The organism is Vibrio gangliei (genome assembly GCF_026001925.1).
Lineage (GTDB): Bacteria > Pseudomonadota > Gammaproteobacteria > Enterobacterales > Vibrionaceae > Vibrio > Vibrio gangliei.
Genome location: NZ_AP021869.1, coordinates 928961 through 955066, shown reverse-complemented (window position 1 = coordinate 955066; position 26106 = coordinate 928961). Strand labels below are relative to the sequence as shown.

Here is a 26106-nt window from a genome sequence, read left to right as displayed (position 1 = left end):
TCGGCTAAAAATCCTGCAGTTTACTTAATGATTGCAGTTTTCATTCTGCTTCACATTCTCTCTCTGTGGCATTTTACTTGGCTATATTCGCATTTCCGTTCGAACATCAAAAAAGACGGCATTGGATAAATCAAAATACAAAGGCACGCTGTCCCCGACTTTGCCATCAAACTCGGCAGACAATCGGCACGCAACATGCTCTTGGTTAATCTCCACGATGGCGATGGTATCGGGCCCAGTCGGTTCCAAGACATCGATGGTCATTGGGATTTTAGTGAAGGTCCGATCTTCATCACTTGGCAGCTCTGTAATGTATTCCGGACGTAAACCGATGATAATGGTTTCACCGTCAAATTTACGCAAACGATCGGGTAAGTTGATTTTGTGAGCCTGACCATCCGCTGTCCAAATTTCAGCTAAAGGATTATCTTGCTCATCCAAATCCACTCGTGCTTTGATAAAATTCATCGACGGTGAACCCATAAATCCAGCAACAAACATATTGTTGGGCTGATTGTAGATTTCTTTCGGTGTGCCTAATTGCTGCAACTCACCGTCTTTCATCACCGCAATGCGATCGGCGAGTGTCATGGCTTCAATTTGGTCATGAGTCACGTACACAATCGTGGTATTGAGTTGCTGGTGTAAGCGCTTGATTTGGGTGCGCATTTCAACGCGTAGTTTGGCATCTAAATTCGATAACGGTTCATCAAACAAATACAATTTAGGCTGACGAGCCAACGCGCGTCCCATTGCCACCCGTTGACGTTGCCCGCCTGAAAGTTGCGCTGGTTTGCGATCGAGCAAGTGATCAATTTGCAGCATTTCAGCGACGCGTTTCACTTCTGCATCAATTTTCACTTGTGGCATTTTGCGAATTTTCAAGCCGAATGCAATATTGCCTCGCACCGTCATGTTTGGGTACAGCGCATAAGATTGAAATACCATCGCGATATCACGATCTTTCGGTTCGACATTCGACACATCGACCCCGTCAATTACGATCTCACCAGATGAAATCGACTCTAACCCTGCAATGGCATTCATTAACGTGGATTTACCACAACCTGATGGGCCAACTAAGATCAGAAACTCGCCTGATTCAATTTGAATATTAATGCCCTTTAACGTTTCGTTTTCAGCCCCACGATACGTTTTACGAATTTGGTTTAGTTCTAAAGCAGCCATTATTAATTTTCCTTTTAAGCTAAATTGGCGTTGTTTGAGACTTTGTGTTCCCACTATCCTTTGACTGATCCTGCGGTTAGCCCCCTAACAAAATATTTCCCTGCTACCACATACACCACCAAGGTTGGCAATGCAGCAATAATCGCGGCTGCCATGTCCACGTTATATTCTTTTACCCCTGTACTGGTATTCACTAGGTTATTGAGCGCGACCGTGATCGGTTGAGTTTCTGAGCCGGAATACACCACACCGAACAAGAAATCATTCCAGATCGAGGTAAATTGCCAAATCACCGTCACCATGATGATCGGAGTTGAAAGTGGCAGCATGATACGGAAGAAAATGGTAAAGAAACCGGCACCATCGAGTTTGGCGGCTTTAACTAATTCATCCGGTACGCCCACATAGAAATTGCGGAAGAACAAGGTGGTAAAGGCCAGGCCATACACCACATGCACAAACACTAACCCAGGCGTGGTATTGGCTAAACCAAAGAAGCCTAATGTCGATGCCATAGGAAGTAACACCACTTGAAATGGAATGAAGCAACCAAATAGCAATAAGCTAAATAACAGGTTTGAGCCTCTAAATTGCCATTTACTGATCACATAACCATTAAATGCGCCCATCAGTGTGGAAATGGCCACCGCAGGGATCACCATTTGAAAGGAATTCCAAAAGTAGCTTTTTATCCCTTCACATTTCACCCCAGTACAGGATGTCGCCCATGCTTTATGCCACGCGTCGAGCACCCATTCAGTTGGCAATGACATTAAGTTTCCGGTGCGAATATCAGCTAAACTTTTAAATGAGGTGATCACCATGACAAACAGTGGCATCAAATACAGCACACAGAAAAAAATCAAAATGCTGTAGATGGCAATTCGTCCGACACGTTTTGAATTGAAATACGGTTGTTTGCTTTGCGAGGCCATCATGATTTTTTCTCCCTTAATTCTGAATAAAGGTACGGCACCAAAATGGCGAGAATACCGGCCAACATCATCATGGCACTGGCCGAACCAAGCGCTGTTTCACCACGAGTAAATGAGTAGGCATACATGAATAGCGCAGGTAAATCAGAAGAATAACCTGGGCCACCCGCGGTTAATGCCGTGACCAAATCGAAGCTCTTAATTGCGATGTGAGAAGTAATGATGACGGCGCTGAAAAAGACCGGACGCAAACATGGCAAGACGATGCTCCAGTAGATACGCGGCAAGCTCGCGCCATCAATTTGCGCCGCTTTTATAATGGAAGAGTCAATACCCCGCAGACCGGCCAAAAACATCGCCATCACAAAGCCAGAAGATTGCCACACCGCTGCAATCACTAAGGTGTACACCACCATGTCGGAGTCAACTAGCCAATCAAATTTGAAGTTAGTGAAGCCCCAGTCGTGCACCATTTTTTCAATGCCAAGACCCGGGTTTAAAATCCATTTCCATGCAGTACCGGTAACAATAAATGACAAAGCCATTGGGTAGAGATAAATACTGCGGATCCCCCCTTCATTACGAATATTTTGGTCAAGTAAAATGGCCAACCCAACGCCAAGCACAATGACGATCAGCAGAAACAACAAACCGAAAATGCCAAGATTGGTGATTGACGTTATCCAGCGGTCGTTTTCCATCAGCTTTTCATATTGACCGAAGCCGGTGAAATTAAAGCGAGGTAGGAAGCGTGAATTAGTGAGCGATAAAGCACCCGTCCAAATAATGTAACCGTAAATGCACACCACGGTGATAAGCAGTGTTGGTGCTAATACGATTTTGGGAAGAATATGTTGCAGTCTGTCACCGAGCTTTGGCTTAGGTGCAGCTCGTCTTTGCGGCATATTGGCCGCTTTTTTATGGGAATCGAAAGCGTTGTCCATAACCGATCCTTTTATTTACATCTATACCTAACAGACGCTTTGTCTGTGGATTTTAGGTCGAAGAAATCTAGACTGCGCACAATTTGGCGCAGTCTAATTAGGTTTATTTCGTTTTGTTAAACCGTAGGTTTTAAAACGAAGGAAGGTTATTCAGCCGCTTTCACCGCTTTCGCTAACTTCTCAGCTGCTGCTTTCGGGTCAGCGCTTGGATCGTTAAAGAAATTCGTGATCACGTCATACATCGCACCTTGAACATAGCTAGTGGTCGACATACCGTGCGCCATACTTGGGACTAAACCGCCCGTTTTGGCTGTGGCTTTAAAGGCATCCATGGAATCAAGAGCACACTTATCAAACTTCGACATGTCCATATCAGTACGGACGGGAATCGAACCTTTATTTAAGTTAAACACTTGTTGGAAGTCTTTCGACAAAATGGTCTTAGCTAGATCTTGCTGCGCTTTTTGGTTGTCTTTATCTTTTATTTGGAAGAAGGCAAAGCTGTCTACGTTAAAAGTAAATGAGTCGTCAGTGCCTGGCGTTGGTGAACAAGTGTAATCCGTGCCCGCCATCTTATTGGCCGCCGTAAATTCCCCTTTCGCCCAGTCGCCCATGACTTGCATTGCGGCTTTACCACTGATCACCATTGAGGTTGCTACGTTCCAGTCACGACCTGGGGCGTTGCTATCAATGTAATCATGTACTTTTTTGAAGGTGGTGAACGCATCAACCATCTTGTCACCCGATAACACATCTTGGTCAAGGTCGACAAAGGCTTTCACGTAATCCTCATTACCCAATTTTTCTAAAGCAATCGCTTCAAATAAGGTTGCGTCTTGCCATGGTTGTCCACCGTGAGCAAGAGGAATGATGCCATCAGCTTTAAGCTTATCACCGGCTTTGAAGAATTCGTCCCAAGTTTTGGGTACGCTCAAGCCCTCTTTGTCCATCACCGCTTTGTTAGCCCACAGCCAGTTTACACGGTGGACGTTAACCGGAACGGCGACATAATGGCCTTGATATTTAGCGGTATCCGCCACCACTTTAGGTAAAATGCCGTCCCAATTGCCTTCTTTGGCTACCTTATCCAAGTTAGTCAAGAAACCAAGATCTGCCCACTCTTGAATATTATGGCCTTTGATTTGTGCAGCCGCTGGTGGGTTACCTGAAACGGCACGAGTTTTTAGAACCGTCATGGCACTTTCACCGCCGCCCCCGGCAACCGCGAAATCTTTCCAGGTGTGCCCCTGTTTTTCCATCATGTCTTTTAGAACCGCGACGGATTTCGCTTCACCACCAGATGTCCACCAGTGAAGCACTTCGACTTCCCCCGCTTGAGACAGTTGTGATGCAGAAAGTAAAGCAAGGGTCAGAAGACTTTTGTTCATTGTTTTCATTGTCATCGTCCATGTTATTGATCAGTTATTGGATTTACAGGCTAGCCCATTCTGCGCGTCGTTCACGCATTGTTATCACTTAATATGAGTTAGCTAGGGTCTACTATAGATGGGGTTAAATGCGAATATCGCGACAAAAGGTAACATCATTGTAACAATTGCGTTACATGTGCTGTGTATCACGCTATACCCTTCGTACTTGAAGCTGCAGCTTTATTGAGGTCGATGAGTATTAAATGGCAATACAACTTGCACTCTCAACCCAGCATTTCGTTCATTGAAGATTTGAATGGTTCCTCCATGCGCATGCAAAATATTGCGGCAAATCCCTAAACCTAAACCATGACCTTCTTTATCTTTAGCCAAACGAACATAAGGCTCAAAGACAGATTCCAACTGCTCTTCTGGAATACCCGGGCCATGATCGATAAAATTCAATTCAACGTAATCATCCGTTTGTTTGTAGGTAATATTGACGCTATTGCCATATTTCACGCCATTATCAATAAGGTTTGTCATCACACGCTTTAAGGCCAAGGGCTTACCTAATACAGGCGCAATAGATTGATTTGGTAGCGTCACTTTGATCTGATGTGCATTATGCGTTTCTGCCGCTGCTTTCAATAAATCATTGAGATAAACCAAATTTGAGTTTTCGTGCAGTTCGGTATCGTGCACACATTGCAACGCACCTTTCACCATCATTTCTAATTCATCTAAGTCTTGATTAAACTTCGCTCGCTTAACATCACTTTCCAATAATTCGGTTCTTAAGCGTAAGCGTGTGATAGGCGTTTTAAGATCATGTGAGATAGCGGAAAAAAGCTGCTCACGGTCCATTACATAATGTCGAATACGCTGCTGCATGCGGTTAAAGGCCAACGTAGCCGTCACGACTTCATCCGCCCCTTCTTCTGGTAACGGAGATTGCTCACCATCAATACTCATTTGATTCGCGGCTTTAGCCAGATTTCGTAACGGTCGAACTTGGCGACGAATCATGAAGTAAGTAAAAATCAGCAGCAACGCGGTCGACAGTAACAAATACAACCATTGCGACGGCGGTAAAATACGATCCTCTAACGTGTTATAAGGCGGTGGCAGTAACGCCGCGATATAAATCCATTCATCAGATTCAAGTTCAATTTGTACCACCATGATGGGCGGATTTAATGGCTCTAAAGTCAAGGTGTAATGCGCCCATGACTTTGGCAAATCACTGAGGTAAATGTCATTTTTAAGAATTTTGAGGTGTTCTGGATGGGCAAATTCAACATGGATAGAACGTACATTGGTGAGTTTTGCTTCCAGTGCTTGTGACATGGATTGAATCGCCACTTGCTTCAAACGTGTATCTTCAATTGGCTGAATATTGAGGTATTCATGGTTAAACGATACAAAAAATCGGGTGCCGCCCATTTTGCGTAACTGCTCCATGATGACATGACGATAATTGACTGGCAGCGCTTGAAAATAGGAAACCGTAGAAGCGAATAATGAGGCCATGCTGACGGTGGTGGTTTTGATGCCTTCGACTTCTTGCTGACGAGAATTACTGTACCAAATGGCCGTAGAAATGCCCTGAGCCACGATCACAGTCAGTAGTGTCAGCAATAAAGTCCGCGCGACTAACGATTGATATTTCCAGAAAAATCGCATGTTCAGGGCGCTTCAGTTAATGGCCATAATGCACAGGCGCTGTGAAAATATAGCCATTCCCACGCATGGTTTTGATGTATTTATGCTCGCGCCCCGTATCACCTAAACGCTGACGTAAACGGCTCAATTGCACATCAATACCACGCTCAAAAGGCAAGGCTTCACGACCTTTGATCTCAAAAGAAATGGTGTCTCGGTCTAAGACTTCATTCGGTCTAGATAGAAACAACATCAATAGTGCAAAATCACTGCCTGATAATTCAATTTTTTGTTTTTTATCTGAGTGGTAAGCAACGTGAGAAAGCGTATCGAGCCTCCAATCCCCAAAGGTAATGGCGGTAGGCTTGGCTTGTTCATCAAGGTGAGTTCGCCGTAGTAAGGCTTTAATACGCGCCATTAACTGACGAGGGCTAAAAGGCTTCGCAATATAATCGTCCGCACCAATTTCCAGGCCAACGATTTGATCGGCTTCATCCGAGACCGCCGTTAGCATAATGATGGGAACATTCGACTCTTTACGGATATGCTGGCAAAGGCTAAATCCATCTTCACCCGGTAGCATTACATCTAATAAAATCAGATCAGGATAATGGTGCTCGGCAATATAATTTCTCATTTGCTCACCATCATTCACAGTTGAGACCGTAAACCCCATTTTACTCAAGTATTCATCGAGCAATTCGCGGATTTCTTGGTCATCATCCACCACCAAAATATGCTTATAGTTGTGTGTCATTACTTTGTAGTCCATTACGTCTGCAAGCGGTGTGGTCAAGCGTCAACCATCACATCGAATACATCATTACCGCTATTCGTCGCAGCGGCATTTTAATAATAGTTAACACAATAATAACAATAGGCAGGCATGGCGAGTTTTTCCTAACCCGCCATCGCAAATCCTTGAAGTGAGTTACATTTAACGCCTGCCACCCGCTCTGCCTCGCATCCCGCCACGATTAAAATCAGGGCGTGGGATATTTGGACGAGCGCCGGTGTTCATCGACGGTGTTGGGCGAGCCGGTCTAGTTTGTGGCAAGTTTGGTCGCGTTGGTCGGTTAAGCGTGGGCCTTTCTTTACTCTGCCAACGGTTTTTGATCTGTTGTTTTTGCTCAGGTGTAAGGTTTTTCCCTGCCTCAGCCATGTCGCCTTTGCTCACGTTAGCCGGTAAGGTTTGTACGTTAGAATCTGACATCTGCTGTCTTATCGCCTCACGCTTTTGAGTGATCTCTTGCTGTTTCTCTGGGGGCAAAGAGTCAAATTTGGCTTGAAAGTCGTTTTTTAGTGCAGGAATATCAGGCCCATTACCCTCTTTCCAGCCATCAACTTTATCTTTAATTTCTTGCTGTTTTTCCGAGTCAAGCGTATGCCACCAACTGGTGACCGCTTGCTTAAATTCACCATCGGTATGACAGCAATCAGGATAAACATGATCTTGATAAAACCAATAATCATCATGCCACCAGCTATCGGTGTAATAATACTGCGAAGTCGAGGTTGAAGATGTACTGGAACAACCCGCCAACAACAACATCAGCATCACGAATAAAGAGCGAGGTTTTAAGATACTTGCGAAAGCCATAGATACATTCTCATTGATATCAATTACTTTCAGTGTACATGAGTTAAAAGCATTTGATGAAAAATGCCAGTCAGTATATTAAAAAATTTCATGTAATAAGGACATTTGCACGCTCGATATTAATCACTACTAACCTCTGTATCCCCCTCATGAGTCACTTTGTTTTTAAGCCCCGTTCCTGCATCTCTGATCAGTTCTATCGGAGATAAAATCACCCCTTTTACAGCCCCTTGAGCAGCTTGTTTTGACAGATCTTCACTTTTATCCATTAAGGTATCTATTTTGGCTAGCATAGGCGGTACAGCCTCACGCAAATGCGCGGATTCATCTAATATTCCCGGAAGTGCTTCACTTCGAAACGCTTTCACTTCAGCTAACACACTCGGAATATTTTGATTGATGCTATCCGCGGTTTTGTTCACTTCACCAACAGTCGTATTCACTTTTTCGACGGTTTGATTAATATCTTGCGCCGCTTTAACGGCATCAGGCGTCACATCGGCAAACTTATTAGCGACCTCAAGCCAATCATCGACTTTTAAAGTCTCTGCTGTTTTTGCAATATCACTTAGCATCTGCGGGTACTTATCCACCACTGTGGTTACGGTCGAGGTAAAGTGATAGATGGTATAGCCTAGATAAAAAATGGACGCTGATAAAATTGCTTGAATTAAAATGCCAATACGTGCCATGAGCTTTCCTTTTTTGGTCTCGTTGTATTTGAGTATACAAATAAATCGAATGTCCAGATAAACAAAACCCTCAGAACACCGGTACTGAGGGTTAATACGTTATCTAACAAGTTGGTTAGCCTTTAAACACAGGCAAAATATCCAACATAGTTAAAAAGTGGAATAACGCCGTTGCTACACCAAACAGTAAAATTAAATACGGTACCGCATTACCACCAGCAACCATGAAACCCTTGTCGCCATCTTTGCGTTGACGAGATTTAAGCGCCAACAATGCAGGAATAATGCAAGTCCAAACCGTTGCTGCTGCCCCTGCGTAACCAATCGCCAAAATAAAGCCGAATGGGAACAGTAACGACAAAACTAGCGGAGGCATGAAAGTTACGGCCCATGTTTTCGTTCTGCCTGATTTGCTGCGATTATCAAAATGGAATAAGTCCGCGATGTAGTCAAACACACCTAAACCCACACCGATAAATGAAGACAGAATCGCCGAAACGGAGAAGATGTTGATCGCTTGCGACACTTTTTCTGACGCAACAACTGTACCTAGTGCACTTAACAGAACATCCACGTTGCCATCTTTGGCGATCACCGGGCCAAATGAATCACGAGATAAATGCCCAAAAATGCTCACTAACCAAATCACATACAAAAATAGCGCAATTGATGTACCGCCTAGAATCGCATATTTGGCTTTGCGTTCCTCACCATAATAAGATCGCATCGATGCGACGGAATGGTGATAACCAAATGAGGTTAAGGCAATGGGTAATAACGCCATCGCATATTTTGCGTATTCACCGTGTTGATTGACAGCATCCGTTAACTTAGAAAAATCGACATTTACCGTTAAACCAAACACACCAAAAATAAAGCTGAACAGCATGATACAAATCAACACTACGGAAATACGATCAACCGCGCGAGTCGAATGCCACACCACACTAGAGGCTAAGAATACAAAAATAATGGAAGCGGTTTTGCTCTCTAGCCCAAGCGAGCCTTGCAGAATCAAACCAAATGACGTGGTGTAGGCATATAATAAGATCCCACCGACAAAATACACCGTTAAGTTATTAAAAGCGTTAACCTTTTCGCCAAGTAAATCAGACGTAACCGTGTTAAATGATACGTTCAGGTCGTAATGTTTAAATGCTTCAAGTAATAACCAGCCCGACACCGTCATCACCAGCATGGTTAATGCAATGGCAGCAATAGACCAAAATGTCCACGCACCTGCCCCAGCACTTGGCAAACCAAGCATACCCGCGCCGACACAGACACTTGCAATAATACAAGCGCCGCCCACCAATGAAGGTTGTTTCGCTGTTGTTGTTACGGTTGTCATATTGAGTTCTCTTTACGCTAAATTAAGTACACAAAGCACTTAAAAACAAACAAGCATCAAGCAGAAGAAGGTAGGAAGGTTGAAACTGTCTTCAAAACGATTGAAAAAATGGGGCAACCCAATTTCTATGCTGATGATGACGCCCATCATAGCGATATCAACCAGACTAGTAAACTAGTTAGCTGATACAAATTTAAAAAACTGACAAAATGTAGAGATATGTCTCACTGCACATTCATTTTGTGATTCCATCAATGCCGGCGGGCAATTTCCTCATCCACCCAGTGCAAGAGCTGCTTAATGGCTTTTGATAACACGCGATTTTGCCGCACAATATAACCCAAACTGGTGCTTGGAAATTCAGGTAATGGGGTGACTTCCGTGGTTAAATGCGCTTTGGTCGATAAAGAAAACTCTGGCACAATCGCCACCCCAAAGCCAGCTTCTGCCCAATCAATTTGCGCATCAACACTGCCCACTTCCATGATGCGATAACTCGGTAAATTTAAACTCGGCAATGCCGTATCTAGTAGATCTCGTGTGCGAGTATCATGCCCCAAAAGAATTAAAGTCGGTGGCTCACTTTGATCATAGTCGCCTTGCTGCCAACGTTGTAGGTTATTGCCTAGTGAGCACCATTTTACTTGCTGTAATTCAGTAAAATGCAAAGGCTCACTTTCTTTTTGCGCAATTACAAACCCTAAATCCGCATCGGCGCTTTTAACCAAACTCGACGCTTGTGAAGACGTGGTATTAAGCAGGGTGAAATCGATACCAGGAAACTCCGCTTTAAATAGCTGGAATGGACCTATCAATAACAGTCGTGAAATGATGTCACTGGCAGCAATCACCAAGGAACCTTGTTGCAAATCGTTTATCGCATCAAGATCGGACTGGCACACCTGCAATTCCCATAAGGTTTTTTGACCAGATTCGAGCAATCTCGCGCCCGCTGGCGTTAAGTGAAATGGGTTGCGTTCCACCAACTTCACCCGTGTCGCCTGCTCTAAGTTTTTGATATGTAAACTCACATTAGGTTGAGTCATATTTAAGGCATTGGCTGTTTTGCCGAAATGCTTTAATTCCGCCAAAGTAACAAACGTTTTTAACCAATGAATATCCAGCATCATTTTTCCTTATCAGGGCGAGTTCAAATCATCTTATTCGATATGAATCTGTTATCAAGATAATAATCATAATTAATTTCTCTTATTTTTATTGGCTACGTACTATGCATATTCAAATCAATTTGGAGAAAAAATTATGCCATCGATTGTTGTTGTAGGTGCCAACTGGGGCGATGAAGGTAAAGGCCGTATTGTTGACTTTTTAGCTGAAAATGCTGCGGCGAGTATTCGTTTCCAAGGCGGTAATAACGCAGGTCATACTGTGGTTAACGAATTCGGTACTTTCAAATTGCATCAACTGCCAAGCGGTATTTTTAATCCAAATTGTACGGCGGTTTTAGGCCCTGGCATGGTGATCAGCCCAGCGGCATTAAGTGAAGAAATTGCTGAAGTGAAACAAGCTGGTGTAGAGGTGAAATTATGCATATCTGATCGCGCCACCTTATGCCTGCCTTTACACGCACTAGAAGACACACTAGAAGAACAACGCTTAGGTGATGCCGCTTATGGCTCCACCCGTCAGGGTATTGCGCCTGCTTATGGCGATCGCGTAATGAAAAAAGGCATTTTAGTCGGCTGGTTAAATCAACCTGAAGTGCTAAAAGAGCGCATCCAATTCATGCTTGATTGGAAAATGCCGCAATTAAAAGCGCTATACCCTAGCTGCGATTTCTCACAAAGCGCCGAAGAAATGACAGAGTGGTTACTCGAAGTCACAGCCGCTTGGCGTCCATTCATTTGCAATGTGACTCAACCACTTAAAGCACTGCAAGAGAAAAATGAAAACCTATTATTTGAAGCGCAATTAGGTGCTGGTCGCGACTTAGTTTACGGCGAATACCCTTACACGACTTCATCGAATGTGACGGCGGCGTATGCTGGTATTGGTAGCGGATTACCCGCGCTTCGCCCAGAACGTATTGTGGCTGTCGCAAAATCATTCAGCTCATCAGTCGGTACTGGCACACTGGTTACCGCAATGGAAGAACAAGACAACTTCCGTGAAGCCGCCAATGAATATGGCGCAGTAACAGGCCGTCCACGTGATATGGGTTACTTTGATGCCGTCGCCACTCGTAACGGTGTCGATCTGCAAGCCGCCACCGAGATCGCTCTGACAAAAATTGATTGCTTATCTGGCATGCAAGATCTGAAAATCTGTGTCGCTTACGATGGCGAGCACAGTGAAAACCCAATTTGGCCACAAACCTCAGCGCTGAAACCTGTGTATGAATCCATGCAAGGTTGGGATGAAGACATCACCGGTTGTCGCACCTTTGAAAGCCTACCAATTGCGGCCCAAAACTACGTTAAACGCATTGAAGAGTTAATGGGTGTGCCGGTTTCTATGGTGTCAGTTGGTCCTGAGCGTGAGCAAATGATCATTCGTTAATTTGCATTTAATGGACAATAAAAATTAGCCCTGATAACGTTTGTTGTCAGGGGCTTTGTTTCCGCAATGAAACGGTTCAGCAGTATTAATCAGCAAGCTTAAGTCATTACTACTAATTGAATAAATATCAAAGCCATAAACGCGGTTGGTAAAGTTAAAAAAGTCAACCCTGCTACATCATTTGCTGGCCCTTGATAACGAGTCACAAAAATATAATTCAAGACCGCGACAGGCATACAACTTGCTATGAGTAAATTAGCCGTATAAAGCGGTGATAAATTCAGTAATAACGCAATTCCCCACGCAACACCTAACCCGATGACTGGTCGGTACCAAGCAAGCAAAAACAACTTAAGCCAATTAGCTTCTTTAACCTTCATGTGTGCAAGGGAGCGTCCCAACATCAACAACATGATTGGTACTGCAATGTTACCCAACATATCAAATATCTGGATAAAAAATTTGGGGACTGGAAGGTCTGCGGCTAAAATAACCGCCCCCATAATCAACGAGATCACCGGAGGGTTAGCCAAGAGCTTTCTAACGTTAAACGAGCCTGACATCATGCCAATCCCTAACGTAAAATGGCTAATTTCAATAACAGAGGAAATGATCACCGCACCTGCTAGTCCCTTTTCCCCAAGCAATGCATAAGCAATAGGAATTCCTAAATTGCCCGTATTAGGGTTAACTAGAACAGGAAGATAATAACGCACAGGCAAACGAAGAGATTTTAAAAATATAAAAGTGAGTAATACCATGCAGGTTAAAGCCAAAACAGCTGCGATAACCAATTTCCCCATACTCAAAAATTCAATATGTGAACCCAGCATCGAATGCAGTAATAAGCATGGCATACCAACATTTAGTATCAGTTGAGGCAGATTGGGATCATCAAGGTAAGTTGTTTTTTTACTGAGAAATGCGCCAAGCAAAGCAATTATCATCACAGGCAGAATGGCCTCCATAAAACTTGAAATCATTTTATCCCTTATTCAATTTGTCCAAACTCCAATTTTGCATTAAGACATTACTCACCAGTTATATCAATATAGAATTAATCTCTCACGTCATTATTCACCACAGGGATTAATACAGCTAATTCATACGCATTGAGAATTGCTTTGTTTCTCCCTACTTCAAACAATTATAGTGATTTTAAATATGTTACTAATCACAAGGAGTCTCTGATGTCATTTCGTTTTCCAGACACATTTCTATGGGGCGGCGCGACAGCTGCAAACCAAATTGAAGGTGCGCATACTACCGATGGGAAAGGTCTATCCACTTCCGATGTTCAACCATATGGATCATTTGGTGAGTTGCGTTCACGTCAAACTGGTGATTTCAACATTAAAGACATCGCTATTGATTTCTACCACCGCTACCCGCAAGACATCCAACTTTTTTCAGAATTAGGTTTTAGCTGTTTTCGCTTATCAATTGCTTGGAGCCGTATTTTCCCCAAAGGCGATGAGCTAGAACCCAATGAGTTGGGACTGGCGTATTACGACAAAATCTTTGATGAACTGGAAAAACACAACATCACACCTGTCGTGACGCTATCGCACTATGAAATGCCACTGCACCTGGCTGAGCATTATCACGGCTGGACAAACCGAACACTGATTGGTTTTTTCGAGCGCTACGCTAAAACGGTGTTCGAACGTTATGGTAATCGAGTCAAATATTGGCTGACTTTTAATGAAGTGAATGTCACTTTGCATGAATCGTTCACAGGTGCTGGCATTCCTCGTGGCAGTGATCAGCAAACGCTGTATCAAGGTATTCATCACCAGTTAGTTGCCAGTGCAAAAGCCGTCAAACTTTGCCATGAAATGCTACCAGAAGCCAAGATCGGCAACATGATGCTTGGCGCAGTACAATACGCATTAACCAGTCATCCTGATGACGTATTTGAAGCCATGCAGCAAAATCGTGACTGGTTATTCTTTGGTGATGTACAAAGCCGTGGTTACTACCCAAGCTACATGACTCGTAAATTTAAAGAACTAGGCATTTCCCTCAACATTACAGAACAAGACAAACAAGATTTAAAAGAAACCATCGACTTTATCTCATTTAGCTACTACATGACCGGCTGTGTGAGCGTACAAAAAAATACCATGTCACAAGAAGACGATGTGGCATTCAAAATGGGCACTAATCCTTATTTAGAATCGACAGGCTGGGGCTGGCAAATTGATCCAAAAGGACTCCGTATTGTGTGCAATCTGCTCTATGACCGCTACCAAAAGCCATTGTTTATCGTTGAAAACGGGCTAGGTGCAGTCGATAAAATCAATGAAAATGGGCAAATTGAGGATGACTACCGTATTCAATACATGAACGATCACCTCTATCAAGTCGGTGAAGCGCTACAAGACGGTGTAAAAATCTTAGGTTACACCTGTTGGGGGCCTATTGATCTCGTGAGTGCCTCAACCGCTCAGATGTCTAAACGCTACGGTGTGATTTACGTAGATAGAGATGACCAAGGTAACGGGACACTCCAGCGTATTAAAAAGAAAAGTTTTGACTGGTATAAAAATGTCATCGCATCTAAAGGGGAAAACCTCACCCCACCAGCAGACAAATAACGAATAATTTGCATTCAGTCATTTCAAAAGCAAAAACCCCAGACAACTCAAAATGGTTATCTGGGGTTTCTTTATATGGCACGCCCTACAGGATTCGAACCTGTGACCACCTGCTTAGAAGGCAGGTGCTCTATCCAGCTGAGCTAAGGGCGCTTTGAGTGGGGAATTATACGAGATGAAAAAGTCAGGTCAATCGCTTTCTATGTGATTAGGGCTTGAGTGTTGAAAAAAAAGGCATTATTGGGGCGGAACGCTTAAAGCAATGATACCCGGTGTAATTAGCGACCCATCAAATCTGTAAAACGGCAAAAAGCAAACGTTTGCCTTATGGATATTACTTTATTTTTTTGCGACAATACGCCGCAAATCTAGCACAGCTAGTCAAATAAGGATTGAAGGAAAACCATGACTGCTCAAATTATTGATGGAAAGTTGATTTCACAAACTGTTCGTTCTGAAGTTAAAGCTCGTGTTCAAGCGCGTGTCGAGGCGGGTTTACGCGCCCCAGGGCTAGCGGTTGTTTTGGTTGGTAGTGATCCAGCGTCACAAGTGTATGTCGGCAGTAAACGTCGTGCTTGTGAAGAAGTCGGCTTTGTTTCTAAGTCTTTTGATTTACCTGCAACTACATCAGAAGAAGAACTGTTGGCTGTAGTAGAAGAATTAAATAACGATCCTGAAATCGATGGTATTTTAGTTCAGCTTCCTCTTCCTGCTGGTATAGATAGCACAAAAGTATTAGAAAGCATTCACCCAGAAAAAGACGTTGATGGTTTCCATCCTTATAACGTTGGTCGCTTATGCCAACGTATGCCCAAATTACGTTCTTGTACACCAAAAGGTATCATGACGCTGCTAGAGCGCTACAATATTGATACTCATGGTAAACATGCTGTGATCGTTGGCGCATCGAACATCGTTGGCCGCCCAATGACGTTAGAGCTATTACTTGCAGGCTGCACCACCACCACTTGTCACCGTTTCACTAAAGATTTAGAAGGCCATATTCGCCAAGCGGATCTATTAGTGGTTGCTGTCGGTAAACCCAACTTCATTCCGGGTGCTTGGATCAAGAAAGGCGCAGTGGTGATCGATGTGGGTATTAACCGTATGGATGATGGAAAACTGATCGGTGATGTGGAATACGATGTCGCGAAAGACAACGCGAGCCATATTACACCTGTACCAGGTGGTGTCGGCCCAATGACAGTGGCAAGCCTCATTGAAAACACCATGTATGCGTGTGAAAACTTTTCGAAATAATCCACTTTTCAAAACAAAGTGAAATAGCATGGATAAACGCCCCTCGTCAAAAACAGGGGCGTTTTTTTAACGAATAATCCCTTCCGGTACGCCTTCATAGCTTGGAATATTAGGGTTTAATTCACACCAACTGGCTTTTGAATCGATATGGAAATTGGCAACCGGTTTGGCGTTAACCGGGGTATCAACCGTCGATAGCGTCACGCTGAAATAGAGGCTTTTATCTGGAGCATAATTAAACAAACGCGTGCCGCAAGTTGAGCAAAATGCTCGAAAGCCTCCAGTGCCGGTTTGATGCTCTTTCAATTGATGCTGCTCATCCTTAATGGTGAGTGTGCTAGCATCAGCCAATGCAACGGTGACATAATCGGCACCATGAGCTTTACGACAGTATTGGCAATGACAATTAAATACCTTTCCTTCGACCAATTCCACATCATAGTGAATGGCGCCGCATAAGCAACTTCCTTTAATCATAAGTATTTATCTCCAGATTTATTTTTCTGCCCAGAATTGTAGCACTGACTGTGGCGGTTAACTTGTCACGGATAAATAAAAAGGCAGCGAGCTCTCACCCACTGCCTTGATTATCTTTATTACATAGCCAGATTATGAGTCTTTCGATTCTATTGCAGGCTGATCTTGTTGCGTGTGGTTTTCCGCTTGCTTTCTTTTACCACCAAAGAGTTTCATCACACCGACATAGAACATAGGCACGAAGAAGATAGCTAAGAAGGTTGCGGTTAACATACCACCGATCACCGAGGTACCAATGGCATGACGTGAGTTTGCGCCCGCCCCCGTACTGGTTGCCAATGGTAATACGCCCAAGATGAATGCAAATGAAGTCATCAAGATTGGACGCAAACGCATACGACACGCTTCTAATGTGGCTTCCATCAAGCCCATGCCTTTCTCGTATAGATCTTTGGCGAACTCAACGATCAAGATGGCGTTTTTCGCTGACAAACCAATGGTTGTCAATAAACCAACTTGTAAGTAAACGTCGTTTTCTAAGCCACGCATCATGGTCGCGCCCAAGGCACCGAGTACGCCCAGAGGCACAACAAGGATAACCGCCATCGGGATTGTCCAACTTTCATACAAGGCTGCTAAGCTCAAGAATACGATCAGCATTGAAAGCGCATATAGCATTGGTGCTTGATCGCCTGATTCACGCTCTTGGTAAGACATGCCTGTCCAGCTCACGCCAACACCATCAGGTAAGGTTTTCGCAATGTCTTCGATCGCTTTCATGGCATCACCGGTACTGTAACCTGGCGCGGCTTCACCTAAGATCTCAACCGCTGAGTTACCGTTATAACGCTGTAAGTTAGGTGACCCCATACCCCAACGTGTGTGGCTGAAGGCATTAAATGGCACCATTTTGTCTTGGTCATTACGCACGTACCAATGGTTTAAATCATCAGGTGTCATGCGATAAGGCGCATCGGCTTGAATGTACACGCGCTTGATTCGGCCTTGATCGATGAAGTCATTCACATAAGAAGAACCCCAAGCCATCGATAGCGTTTGGTTGATATCGCTAATGCTGACACCCAATGCTTTGGCTTTTTCATAGTCCAGATCAATGTAGAACTGCGCTTGGTCATCAAGACCATTTGGACGTACTTTTTGCAGTGCCGGATTTTGGTTAGCCGCTTGCAATAGCATGTCGCGAGCTTGCATGAGTTTGTCGTGACCAATACCCGTTCTGTCTTCGAAGTACATATCGAAACCCGAAGCCTGACCCAGTTCACGAATGGCAGGCGGGTTAATCGCAAAAACGACACCCTCTTTATTTTGACTTAGATGCTGCATTGCGCGACCGATAATGGAATTCACATCCTGCCCCGGCTTGGTACGCTCTGACCAATCTTTTAACTCAAGGAAAGCCATACCCGCATTTTGGCTTTGACCGACAAAACTGAAACCCGATACTTGGAAGAATGACTTCACGGTATCTTTTTCGTTTTCAGTAAAGTATTCACGTACATCCGCCATTACTTTTTCAGTACGCTCTAATGTTGCGCCGGTGGGTAGCTGCACCATGACCATAAAGTTACCTTGGTCTTCATCTGGCAAGAAACTAGACGGGATTGAGGTGAACATCCAACCAATGAGTGGCAACATCACAACATAAATAATGAACACACGTTTTGGACGGCTAAGGATCTTACGCACGCCATTGGTGTATTTTTCACTTGAGCGATTGAAGTGACGGTTAAACCAACCAAAGAAGCCCGTCGTTTTCTCACCATGATGTGGTTTCAGCATAGTGGCACAAAGTGCTGGCGTGAAGATCATCGCAACGATAACCGATAACACCATTGAGGATACGATGGTCAAAGAGAACTGACGATATATCGCACCGGTTGAACCACTCATAAAGGCCATTGGGACGAATACCGCTGAAAGCACCATTGCAACACCGATCAATGCGCCAGTAATTTCACTCATGGCTTTACGTGTCGCTTCCAGTGGTGGCAAATTTTCTTCCGCCATTACACGCTCGACGTTCTCCACCACAACGATGGCATCATCCACCAGCAAGCCGATGGCCAGAACCATACCAAACATGGTTAAGGTGTTAACGCTAAAGCCCATCGCGGCCATCACCCCGAAGGTACCCAGAAGTACCACAGGCACGGCGATAGTTGGAATCAAAGTTGCACGCCAGTTTTGTAGGAACAGCAGCATCACTAGGAAAACTAAAACCACGGCTTCAATTAAAGTATGAACCACTTCTTCAATCGAGATTTTAACAAATGGTACGGTGTCCATCGCTTTAACGACTTTCAGCCCTTCAGGCATGGACTTTTCGAGTTCAGCCAGTTTCTCATCAACTAACTTTTGGGTCGCAATAGCGTTCGCACCTGTGGCTAACTTAATCGCAATCCCTGATGCACCTTGACCGTTATATTGTGCGAGAACACTGAGGTCTTCACCATTTAGCTCAACACGTGCGACATCTTTTACTCGAACTTGTGAGCCATCTGAACGCACTTTCAGCAAAATATTTTTAAATTGTTCAACACTTTGCAAACGGTTTTGCGCAGTAATGGTGGCGTTAATTTGCTGCCCTGGCACCGCTGGCGCACCACCAATTTGGCCGACTGTTACTTCAGTGTTTTGAGATTCAATCGCTTGATAAACATCAATTGGCGTTAATTGGTAACTGGTTAACTTCGCTGGATCAAGCCATAAACGCATCGCATATTGCGAACCAAACACCTGCACGTCACCCACACCATTCAATCGACTCAGAGGATCTGCGATATGCGAACTTACGTAGTCTTGAATATCACTTTGCGTCATGCTGCCATCGGTTGAAATAAATGCGTTGACAGACATAAACGAAGCGGACGATTTGCGAACACTGAGACCTTGCTTTTGTACATCGCTCGGTAACTGGCTCATGGCTTGTTGCAACTGGTTTTGTACCTGTACTTGCGCAATATCTGGATCTGTGCCCAATGCAAAAGTCAGTGTCACTGAAACCGAGCCTGACGAGCTACTTGAAGAGGACATGTACAAAAGGTTATCCAGACCTGTCATGTTTTGCTCAATCACCTGAGTCACAGAGTCTTCAGCCGTTTTCGCCGAAGCACCTGGATAAACAGCACTGATTTGGACCGCTGGGGGCGCGATAGTTGGGTATTGCTGTATTGGCAAACTCATTACTGACAGTACACCTGCCAGCATGATCAAAATTGCGATAACCCAAGAAAATATTGGGCGATCAATAAAAAATCTTACCATGGGTCTGCTTCCTATTTCTGTGCGGTTTGAGTCGCGCTTGCATCATCAGATACAACTTGCACAGGCATACCCGGGCGGATTTTCATCAGGTTCGTGGTAATCACTTGATCGCCATCTTTCAAACCGGATTCAATAACCCACTCATTACCATTAACGGTTGGGCCTGTTTTTACTTCTCGCGTTGCCACTTTACCGTCTTCAACCACAAGGACGGTCGCTTTACCACCTTGACCAAAGCTCACTAAACCTTGCGATAATGTGTACATTGGTTTCTGGTCTGCAATTACGATTTCAGCGCGGACAAACATACCCGGCAGTAAAATGGAATCAGGGTTTGGTACTTTGGCACGTAGCGTTACACTGCCGGTTGAAGTATCGACTTTGGCACCCGAGAAAGTGAGCATCCCCATTTGGTCATATTCAGTGCCATCTTCTAATTTAACGGCCACTTTCGGATTCATATTCGAGCCTAGGCTTTTCTTGATTTTCGCCATCGACAAAGAAGATTGTGTCATGTCGATATAAATGGGATCTAACGGTTGAATGGTCGTCAACGCCACGTCTTGGTTTGCCGTCACCAGTGCCCCTTCCGTCACATTTGAGATATCGATACGGCCAGAAATTGGCGCAGTGACTTTAGTGTAAGAAAGTGAAATTTTAGCGTTATCGAGTGCGGCTTGCGCAACGGCAGATTGGGCTTTTGCTTGCTGCCAGTTACCGTCAGCGGTGTCATATTCATCTTGACTGATCAACTTACGCTGCACGAGATCTTTATAGCGTAATGCTGTTTTTTTCAGTACCGATTCATCGGCCTTGGCTTTCGCTAAAGCAGCTTGAGCACTTTTCACATCCGCTTGATACGGTGCCGGGTCAATTTGATACAAGACATCACCTTGCTCAACCATTTGTCCTTCTTCAAACAAACGTTGTTGCAAAATACCGGTTACCTGTGGACGAACTTCTGACACTCTTGTCGCCACCACACGAGCTGGCAATTCGGTGTACATCGTTGTTGGCTTTTTCGCCATAGAAATCGCTTCTACTGGCATGGCCTGATTCGCGGCGGCTTGTTGTGGTGCAGAAGATTCAGAATCACATCCGGCAACCCCTGCAACCAAAACAACCGACAATAATCCCACATTTAAACGGTTAGTAAGCATACTCATATCTCGATATCTCGATATCTTATGAAAATAAAAAGGCTGTCACAAAAAAGTGTGACAGCCTCTAAAAATAGCGGTTGATCAGCAAAAATGATACGAATGCGAGACGAATTTACATTACTTTACCTTTTGCTAACCACTTGTGCAGTAAAGCTAATTATTGTCAACGATTTTATCCGCCAATGTGCTCACGGCAAGTGCGAAATAATAGGAACGATTCCAATGCATTAGCACGTTATAGTTGTTGTACACCAAGTAGCTTCGACCAATCTCATCATCGGGCATGATTAACCAGGCTTTAATGTCTTCATTCAGTACCGGTAAAGGTGAGCCGTCTAAATTCGTGATCCCCAGTTTTGACCATTCTTGTAAGTATTTACCTTTCTCTTCTTCACGACCTTGCAACTCCGGGTTAATACCTTGTGGTACCCGAATTTGGCGGCCCCAGGTGTATTTGTCATCCCAACCTTCGGTTTTTAAATAATTCGCTGCCGAAGCAAACACATCTTGCTCTGTGGTCCAAATGTCTTTCTTGCCATCACCATTACCATCTTGTGCATAGGCTAAAAACGACGTTGGCATAAACTGACATTGCCCCATGGCACCAGCCCAAGAGCCTTTCATGTTATCCGCACTGATATGACCTTCATCAATGATCTGCAAAGCCGCCATGGTCTGTTTGCGGAATAATGCTTCACGACGTCCATCAAAAGCCAATGTGGCTAATGAATCGATCACGTTATGATTTCCAGTATATTTGCCGAAATTACTTTCCACGCCCCACAATGCGACAATAAAACGAGGCTGCACACCGTATTGTTCACCAATACGCTGTAGATCGTCGAAATGCTCATGATACAAACGACGCGCCTGTTTAATTTTCCAATTCGGCACTGCGCGAGGAATATATTCATCTAACGTCAGTTTTTTCTCCGGCTGATTGTTATCGGCTTTCACTACACGTGGGTGAAATTCGACATTTTTAAACGCAGCGGCAATAGTGGCATCTGTGATCCCTTTTTGCTTAGCTTCTTGTTTTAAACCTTCAACATAGGCTTGAAAGTCTTGTTCTTGCTGGACAACATCCGTCGCTGAATCAGTTGAAGAGTCGCTGTCTTGAGCGCTCACGCTAAAGCTCAGTAACCCCGTCAATAATAAACCGGACATCCCCACTAACTTCATGTTCATATTCATCCTTAATCCGCCCACCTGGGCTTACTCTGATTGAGACTTACGTGCTTTGTGCTCATCCAGCAAATTGACTGGAGGAGGAGGCAATTGCAAAAAGTAACCCTCATCGTTAAGCGATTGTTTTACTTTTTCAATATCGACTAACGCTAATTTGCGCCCTTCCATTTTCATCACCATGACGAAAATAGGCTTACCAAACATTTGCAATAACGCTTCTGGGACATCAGAAAAATCGTCTTTTTTAGGAATATACAAGTACATTCCCTCTTTTTTGCTACTTTTATAAATCGAGCACAACATATAACACCCTTTCTAATTTGACGACTGAGCACTTACCTTGATAAATCTGGGCACATTGTAAGCAAACACACTGATTAAACGGACTTTCACTTGGATTTAACACCTTTTTTTATCATTATGACAAGCAATTAACCCAATGATGTTTTAAATAGACTATAACATTGTCAGACTTTGTAATGTTACTGTTAGTTTAATCAAATCGATCAACAAATAACCTTTTGATAAAACGCAGTAATATCTTAAATTATCACGCGTATTCAATACTCAGAGTAACTTTCTCTATGGCTACAAAACCTGATTTAAAAGGCAGCAGTTTCGCACTCTCCGTTTTGCATTTACCGGAAGATAACGTGCAAACCAGCTTGCAATTTTTACAACAAAAAGTCGAACAAGCCCCAGCGTTTTTCAGTCATGCACCACTGGTTATTGACATTGAGAAAGCCTCTCAAGTAGACATCGATTTTAGCGCACTTCATCAAGGTATTGTGAATGCGGGTATGATTCCGGTCGGGGTCACCGGATGTCAGTCACCCTTGGTCAAGAAACAAGTAACGGATGCCGGTTTTGCTGTGATGTCGACCAGTAAGTCAAGCTATCAAGCCCCTGCCGACATCGTACCAACAAAAGTCATTCGCACACCGATACGTTCAGGACAACAGGTGTATGCGAAAGATTGCGATTTAGTGATTTTAAACCATGTTAGTGCTGGAGCCGAAGTGATTGCCGATGGTAGCATTCATATTCATGGCACTTGCCGTGGTCGCGCTCTGGCTGGTGCGAATGGTCAAAAAGGCGCGATGATTTTATGTGATGATTTACAAGCTGAGTTGGTATCTATTGCTGGCCACTATCATCTCAGCGATCAAATCGCACCAGAAGTCTGGCAACATAAAGTGTTAGTGACTTTGCAAGATGAACAATTGCAATTCGACAAAATTAAATAAATTCAATCATTAAGGTCTATTGACCATTGCGGGTTGAATTTTTTCGGGATAAACGCATTTTCAGTAAAGCAAGCTGATTAGGCGATAAAACAACAACAGAGAGCAATAATGGCATTGAACAGTCATTGCTTACCATAACCAAAGTGCGTCAAGTACGAAGGGATAAGCATCACACTGTAAAACGTATCCATTGTTGGAAATACTGATTCAACATAAGGGAAATGAAATGGCACGTACTATTGTCGTGACGTCTGGTAAAGGGGGTGTAGGCAAAACTACATCTAGCGCAGCGATTGCCACCGGTCTTGCACTCAGGGGTAAAAAAACGGCGGTTATCGATTTTGATATTGGCCTACGTAATCTGGATTTAATTATGGGCTGTGAACGCCGTGTTGTGTATGACTTCGTCAATGTCATCAACGGTGAAGCCACTTTGAATCAAGCCTTAATCAAAGATAAACGTTGTGAGAATCTTTTCATCTTACCGGCTTCACAAACTCGTGATAAAGACGCATTGACTCACACTGGCGTTAAACGCGTATTAACTGAACTGCATGAGATGGGTTTCGACTTCATCATTTGTGACTCTCCTGCTGGTATTGAGCAAGGCGCATTAATGTCACTGTATTTTGCGGATGAAGCGGTGATCACCACCAACCCTGAAGTGTCATCAGTACGAGATTCTGACCGCATTTTAGGTTTACTGGATTCAAAATCACTACGCGCTGAACAAGGTCTTGAGCCAGTCAAGCAACATCTACTTCTTACTCGCTACAACCCTGCCCGTGTGAATGCGGGTGAAATGCTCAGTGTGACAGACGTTGAAGATATTCTTCACATTCCACTGCTGGGTGTGATTCCAGAAAGCCAAGCGGTTTTGAATGCATCTAATAAAGGTGTACCGGTCATTCATGATGATGAATCTGATGCGGGTCAAGCCTACAGCGATGCAGTTGATCGTCTTTTGGGTGAAGAAAAAGAGTTTCGCTTCTTAACGGAAGAGAAAAAAGGCATCTTTAAACGCTTATTCGGAGGTTAAAATGTCATTACTGCAATTCTTCCGACCTAAGAAAAAAGACACCGCTAACTTAGCGAAAGAACGTCTGCAAATCATTGTTGCTGAACGTCGTAACCAAGGCAGTAGCCCATCTTATTTGCCGCAGTTGAAAGAAGATATTCTGCAGGTACTGAGCAAATACGTCGAAGTCGATCCATCGATGGTCAACGTCAGCCTAGAACAAGGTGATGACGATTTATCGGTATTGGAACTGAATATTCAGTTGCCGGAAAAAGATTAAAAACCGAAACTCGTTACTCGGATTTCGTTTCTCGAAAAAGAAAAACCCACTTCACCAAAAATGAAGTGGGTTTTGTCGTTTTAGAGGCAATATTTATAAAGAATTCCGTGTAACAACGGTTGATCGATGTATACTCAGCATCAAAGTCGAGACACGAGTAACGAGATTCCGAATCCCGCTATTGCATTTTCCCATTCAACGCATTACCCACCACTTCTTTACGCCAGCCTTGCATCACATCCGGTAATTTTTCTGGATTGCGTTCATGTTTCCAAACCCACGTGATGAACTGGTTAATTTGCTTTTTCGAGGCAAGAAACTCCGAGGCTAAGCCAGAGGTTTCAGAGGCATGTTTTACCACATCTTTTAACGTTTTGAACAATTGCTTATAAACGGGATTGTCCATTAATCGAGTGATTTTTTCCGGCCACTCGCTTTCTGGGGTTTCTAGCCCTTGCTTCACCATAGAAATTACTCGATTACCATGACGTCGAATTTCGCGATGGTCAAAGCCGGCATCACTCATTTGTTGCAAGCTGGTCATCTGCTGGCGACAAATCTCAATCATGTTGGCTTCTTTGAGGATGAAGTTTAATGCCAGATCACGTTGTTTGGCTTCTTCTAAGCGCCACTTTGCCATGATTTTCAATATCGCTAGCTGTTGCGGGTTAAGCGTCCACGCCCCTTTTACCGCTAAGTAGGCTTTCTCTGGTTTCACGGTTTTCAGGCGTTTTTCCACCAGCAATTTAGATTCTTGCTGCGCGGCTTCAAGCCAGCCTGTTTCTTCCACTTGTACCAACAATTTTTGATATAGCGGCAACAAGTAATACACATCTGCTGCCGCATAATCGAGTTGCTTATCGGTTAATGGGCGCGCTAGCCAATCAGTACGAGATTCACTTTTATCCAACTCGATGCCAAGGTAATCATTCACTAAAGCGGCAAAACCTGTCGATAACCCATATCCTAAAAATGCCGCCATCAATTGGGTATCCACCATCGGCGTAGGCACACAACCAAATACATGCTGAAACACTTCAAGGTCTTCACCACATGCGTGCAGAATCTTCATCACAGAAGTATCGGCTAACAAATCGGCGAAAGAGTGCATGTCGTCGATTTCAAGCGGATCAATTAATACCAGCTGTTCACCATCATAAAGCTGAATCAAACCCAGCTTCGGGTGAAAAGTACGGGTACGAACAAACTCGGTATCTAGCATGATAACGTCAGTCTGGCGGGCTTTCTCACACACTTTTTGTAAGGTGTGGCTGTCTTTAATGATGGTGTAATTCACGTCATTCCTTAAATAAAATGCCAGAA

General features: G+C 43.9%; 23 protein-coding genes and 1 tRNA gene. 6 read left to right on the top strand and 18 right to left on the bottom strand.

Going from position 1 to position 26106, the window contains the following annotated elements; translation table 11 throughout:
- Window positions 1-81: 81 nt before the first annotated feature.
- From Vgang_RS04370 to Vgang_RS04325, 10 genes are all read right to left on the bottom strand, one after another.
- Window positions 82-1188 (bottom strand): ABC transporter ATP-binding protein, encoded by a 1107-nt coding sequence (locus Vgang_RS04370; protein WP_105902422.1) that lies wholly within the window; start codon window positions 1186-1188, stop codon window positions 82-84.
- A 53-nt stretch (window positions 1189-1241) separates the two neighbouring features.
- Window positions 1242-2123 carry a carbohydrate ABC transporter permease gene (locus Vgang_RS04365; RefSeq protein WP_105902517.1) on the bottom strand — a complete coding sequence of 294 codons (882 nt, stop codon included), beginning with the start codon at window positions 2121-2123 and terminating at the stop codon, window positions 1242-1244.
- Window positions 2123-3028: a carbohydrate ABC transporter permease gene (locus tag Vgang_RS04360; RefSeq protein ID WP_105902518.1), complete on the bottom strand. Its 906-nt coding sequence runs from the start codon at window positions 3026-3028 to the stop codon at window positions 2123-2125. The genes Vgang_RS04365 and Vgang_RS04360 overlap by 1 nt, the downstream gene beginning before the upstream one ends.
- 185 nt (window positions 3029-3213) lie before the next feature.
- A complete protein-coding gene (locus Vgang_RS04355) occupies window positions 3214-4464 on the bottom strand; it encodes an ABC transporter substrate-binding protein (protein WP_105902423.1) in 1251 nt (416 codons plus the stop codon).
- A 213-nt stretch (window positions 4465-4677) separates the two neighbouring features.
- A complete protein-coding gene (locus Vgang_RS04350; protein ID WP_105902424.1) occupies window positions 4678-6123 on the bottom strand; it encodes an ATP-binding protein in 1446 nt (481 codons plus the stop codon).
- 16 nt (window positions 6124-6139) lie between these two features.
- Window positions 6140-6859 (bottom strand): response regulator, encoded by a 720-nt coding sequence (locus tag Vgang_RS04345; RefSeq protein ID WP_105902425.1) that lies wholly within the window; start codon window positions 6857-6859, stop codon window positions 6140-6142.
- A gap of 180 nt (window positions 6860-7039) precedes the next feature.
- Window positions 7040-7702, bottom strand: coding sequence for a hypothetical protein (locus Vgang_RS04340; RefSeq protein WP_105902426.1), 663 nt, complete (start codon window positions 7700-7702; stop codon window positions 7040-7042).
- Between the two features lie 119 nt (window positions 7703-7821).
- A complete protein-coding gene (locus tag Vgang_RS04335) occupies window positions 7822-8394 on the bottom strand; it encodes a hypothetical protein (RefSeq protein ID WP_105902427.1) in 573 nt (190 codons plus the stop codon).
- Between the two features lie 115 nt (window positions 8395-8509).
- Complete coding sequence (locus Vgang_RS04330; protein WP_105902428.1) at window positions 8510-9745, bottom strand: aromatic amino acid transporter; 1236 nt, start codon at window positions 9743-9745, stop codon at window positions 8510-8512.
- Window positions 9746-9996: 251 nt separating this feature from the next.
- The gene (locus Vgang_RS04325) at window positions 9997-10872 is read right to left on the bottom strand and encodes a LysR family transcriptional regulator (protein WP_105902429.1); all 876 of its coding nucleotides are present in this window, start codon (window positions 10870-10872) and stop codon (window positions 9997-9999) included.
- Window positions 10873-11008: 136 nt separating this feature from the next.
- On the opposite strand from Vgang_RS04325, the gene Vgang_RS04320 reads away from it, so the two are divergent.
- Entirely contained in the window at window positions 11009-12265 is a 1257-nt protein-coding gene (locus Vgang_RS04320; RefSeq protein ID WP_105902430.1) for an adenylosuccinate synthase, read from the top strand.
- A gap of 98 nt (window positions 12266-12363) precedes the next feature.
- Here Vgang_RS04320 and Vgang_RS04315 read toward each other — a convergent pair whose 3' ends face one another.
- Window positions 12364-13248 (bottom strand): AEC family transporter, encoded by an 885-nt coding sequence (locus tag Vgang_RS04315; RefSeq protein WP_105902431.1) that lies wholly within the window; start codon window positions 13246-13248, stop codon window positions 12364-12366.
- 207 nt (window positions 13249-13455) lie between these two features.
- On the opposite strand from Vgang_RS04315, the gene Vgang_RS04310 reads away from it, so the two are divergent.
- Complete coding sequence (locus Vgang_RS04310; RefSeq protein WP_105902432.1) at window positions 13456-14865, top strand: glycoside hydrolase family 1 protein; 1410 nt, start codon at window positions 13456-13458, stop codon at window positions 14863-14865.
- 76 nt (window positions 14866-14941) lie between these two features.
- On the opposite strand, the gene Vgang_RS04305 is transcribed toward Vgang_RS04310, so the two are convergent.
- Window positions 14942-15018: transfer RNA gene (locus Vgang_RS04305), tRNA-Arg, on the bottom strand.
- Between the two features lie 252 nt (window positions 15019-15270).
- On the opposite strand from Vgang_RS04305, the gene folD reads away from it, so the two are divergent.
- Window positions 15271-16125, top strand: coding sequence for a bifunctional methylenetetrahydrofolate dehydrogenase/methenyltetrahydrofolate cyclohydrolase FolD (gene folD, locus Vgang_RS04300; protein WP_105902433.1), 855 nt, complete (start codon window positions 15271-15273; stop codon window positions 16123-16125).
- Between the two features lie 66 nt (window positions 16126-16191).
- Here the strand turns inward: folD and Vgang_RS04295 are convergent, their stop codons facing one another.
- The 5 genes from Vgang_RS04295 to Vgang_RS04275 form a co-directional block, all read right to left on the bottom strand.
- Window positions 16192-16602, bottom strand: coding sequence for a GFA family protein (locus Vgang_RS04295; RefSeq protein ID WP_105902434.1), 411 nt, complete (start codon window positions 16600-16602; stop codon window positions 16192-16194).
- A gap of 132 nt (window positions 16603-16734) precedes the next feature.
- Entirely contained in the window at window positions 16735-19887 is a 3153-nt protein-coding gene (locus tag Vgang_RS04290) for an efflux RND transporter permease subunit (RefSeq protein WP_105902435.1), read from the bottom strand.
- A gap of 11 nt (window positions 19888-19898) precedes the next feature.
- Window positions 19899-21053 (bottom strand): efflux RND transporter periplasmic adaptor subunit, encoded by a 1155-nt coding sequence (locus tag Vgang_RS04285; RefSeq protein ID WP_105902436.1) that lies wholly within the window; start codon window positions 21051-21053, stop codon window positions 19899-19901.
- Window positions 21054-21203: 150 nt separating this feature from the next.
- Window positions 21204-22238 (bottom strand): lytic murein transglycosylase, encoded by a 1035-nt coding sequence (locus Vgang_RS04280; protein WP_406708292.1) that lies wholly within the window; start codon window positions 22236-22238, stop codon window positions 21204-21206.
- Window positions 22239-22265: 27 nt separating this feature from the next.
- Complete coding sequence (locus tag Vgang_RS04275) at window positions 22266-22541, bottom strand: YcgL domain-containing protein (protein WP_105902437.1); 276 nt, start codon at window positions 22539-22541, stop codon at window positions 22266-22268.
- A 281-nt stretch (window positions 22542-22822) separates the two neighbouring features.
- Between Vgang_RS04275 and minC the strand changes: the two genes are divergently transcribed.
- The 3 genes from minC (at window position 22823) to minE (ending at window position 24783) form a co-directional block, all read left to right on the top strand.
- Window positions 22823-23485, top strand: coding sequence for a septum site-determining protein MinC (gene minC / locus Vgang_RS04270; RefSeq protein ID WP_105902438.1), 663 nt, complete (start codon window positions 22823-22825; stop codon window positions 23483-23485).
- 226 nt (window positions 23486-23711) lie between these two features.
- Window positions 23712-24524: a septum site-determining protein MinD gene (minD, locus tag Vgang_RS04265; RefSeq protein WP_105902439.1), complete on the top strand. Its 813-nt coding sequence runs from the start codon at window positions 23712-23714 to the stop codon at window positions 24522-24524.
- Window position 24525: 1 nt separating this feature from the next.
- Window positions 24526-24783, top strand: a complete 258-nt coding sequence (gene minE / locus Vgang_RS04260; RefSeq protein WP_105902440.1) for a cell division topological specificity factor MinE — start codon at window positions 24526-24528, stop codon at window positions 24781-24783.
- 178 nt (window positions 24784-24961) lie between these two features.
- Here the strand turns inward: minE and rnd are convergent, their stop codons facing one another.
- The gene (gene rnd / locus Vgang_RS04255) at window positions 24962-26080 is read right to left on the bottom strand and encodes a ribonuclease D (protein ID WP_105902441.1); all 1119 of its coding nucleotides are present in this window, start codon (window positions 26078-26080) and stop codon (window positions 24962-24964) included.
- Window positions 26081-26106 lie beyond the last annotated feature (26 nt).

What these genes read in the sequence shown, in the direction of transcription:
- Vgang_RS04350 (WP_105902424.1), bottom strand. Translation starts at nt 6,123, where the DNA reads ATGCGATTTTTCTGGAAATATCAATCGTTAGTCGCGCGGACTTTATTG.
- Vgang_RS04355 (WP_105902423.1), bottom strand. Translation starts at nt 4,464, where the DNA reads ATGAAAACAATGAACAAAAGTCTTCTGACCCTTGCTTTACTTTCTGCA.
- Vgang_RS04340 (WP_105902426.1), bottom strand. Translation starts at nt 7,702, where the DNA reads ATGGCTTTCGCAAGTATCTTAAAACCTCGCTCTTTATTCGTGATGCTG.
- Vgang_RS04320 (WP_105902430.1), top strand. Translation starts at nt 11,009, where the DNA reads ATGCCATCGATTGTTGTTGTAGGTGCCAACTGGGGCGATGAAGGTAAA.
- folD (WP_105902433.1), top strand. Translation starts at nt 15,271, where the DNA reads ATGACTGCTCAAATTATTGATGGAAAGTTGATTTCACAAACTGTTCGT.
- minE (WP_105902440.1), top strand. Translation starts at nt 24,526, where the DNA reads ATGTCATTACTGCAATTCTTCCGACCTAAGAAAAAAGACACCGCTAAC.
- Vgang_RS04315 (WP_105902431.1), bottom strand. Translation starts at nt 13,248, where the DNA reads ATGATTTCAAGTTTTATGGAGGCCATTCTGCCTGTGATGATAATTGCT.
- Vgang_RS04290 (WP_105902435.1), bottom strand. Translation starts at nt 19,887, where the DNA reads ATGGTAAGATTTTTTATTGATCGCCCAATATTTTCTTGGGTTATCGCA.
- Vgang_RS04280 (WP_406708292.1), bottom strand. Translation starts at nt 22,238, where the DNA reads ATGAACATGAAGTTAGTGGGGATGTCCGGTTTATTATTGACGGGGTTA.
- Vgang_RS04370 (WP_105902422.1), bottom strand. Translation starts at nt 1,188, where the DNA reads ATGGCTGCTTTAGAACTAAACCAAATTCGTAAAACGTATCGTGGGGCT.
- Vgang_RS04285 (WP_105902436.1), bottom strand. Translation starts at nt 21,053, where the DNA reads ATGAGTATGCTTACTAACCGTTTAAATGTGGGATTATTGTCGGTTGTT.
- minC (WP_105902438.1), top strand. Translation starts at nt 22,823, where the DNA reads ATGGCTACAAAACCTGATTTAAAAGGCAGCAGTTTCGCACTCTCCGTT.
- Vgang_RS04345 (WP_105902425.1), bottom strand. Translation starts at nt 6,859, where the DNA reads ATGACACACAACTATAAGCATATTTTGGTGGTGGATGATGACCAAGAA.
- Vgang_RS04360 (WP_105902518.1), bottom strand. Translation starts at nt 3,028, where the DNA reads ATGCCGCAAAGACGAGCTGCACCTAAGCCAAAGCTCGGTGACAGACTG.
- Vgang_RS04295 (WP_105902434.1), bottom strand. Translation starts at nt 16,602, where the DNA reads ATGATTAAAGGAAGTTGCTTATGCGGCGCCATTCACTATGATGTGGAA.
- Vgang_RS04310 (WP_105902432.1), top strand. Translation starts at nt 13,456, where the DNA reads ATGTCATTTCGTTTTCCAGACACATTTCTATGGGGCGGCGCGACAGCT.
- Vgang_RS04275 (WP_105902437.1), bottom strand. Translation starts at nt 22,541, where the DNA reads ATGTTGTGCTCGATTTATAAAAGTAGCAAAAAAGAGGGAATGTACTTG.
- Vgang_RS04330 (WP_105902428.1), bottom strand. Translation starts at nt 9,745, where the DNA reads ATGACAACCGTAACAACAACAGCGAAACAACCTTCATTGGTGGGCGGC.
- Vgang_RS04335 (WP_105902427.1), bottom strand. Translation starts at nt 8,394, where the DNA reads ATGGCACGTATTGGCATTTTAATTCAAGCAATTTTATCAGCGTCCATT.
- Vgang_RS04325 (WP_105902429.1), bottom strand. Translation starts at nt 10,872, where the DNA reads ATGCTGGATATTCATTGGTTAAAAACGTTTGTTACTTTGGCGGAATTA.
- Vgang_RS04365 (WP_105902517.1), bottom strand. Translation starts at nt 2,123, where the DNA reads ATGGCCTCGCAAAGCAAACAACCGTATTTCAATTCAAAACGTGTCGGA.
- minD (WP_105902439.1), top strand. Translation starts at nt 23,712, where the DNA reads ATGGCACGTACTATTGTCGTGACGTCTGGTAAAGGGGGTGTAGGCAAA.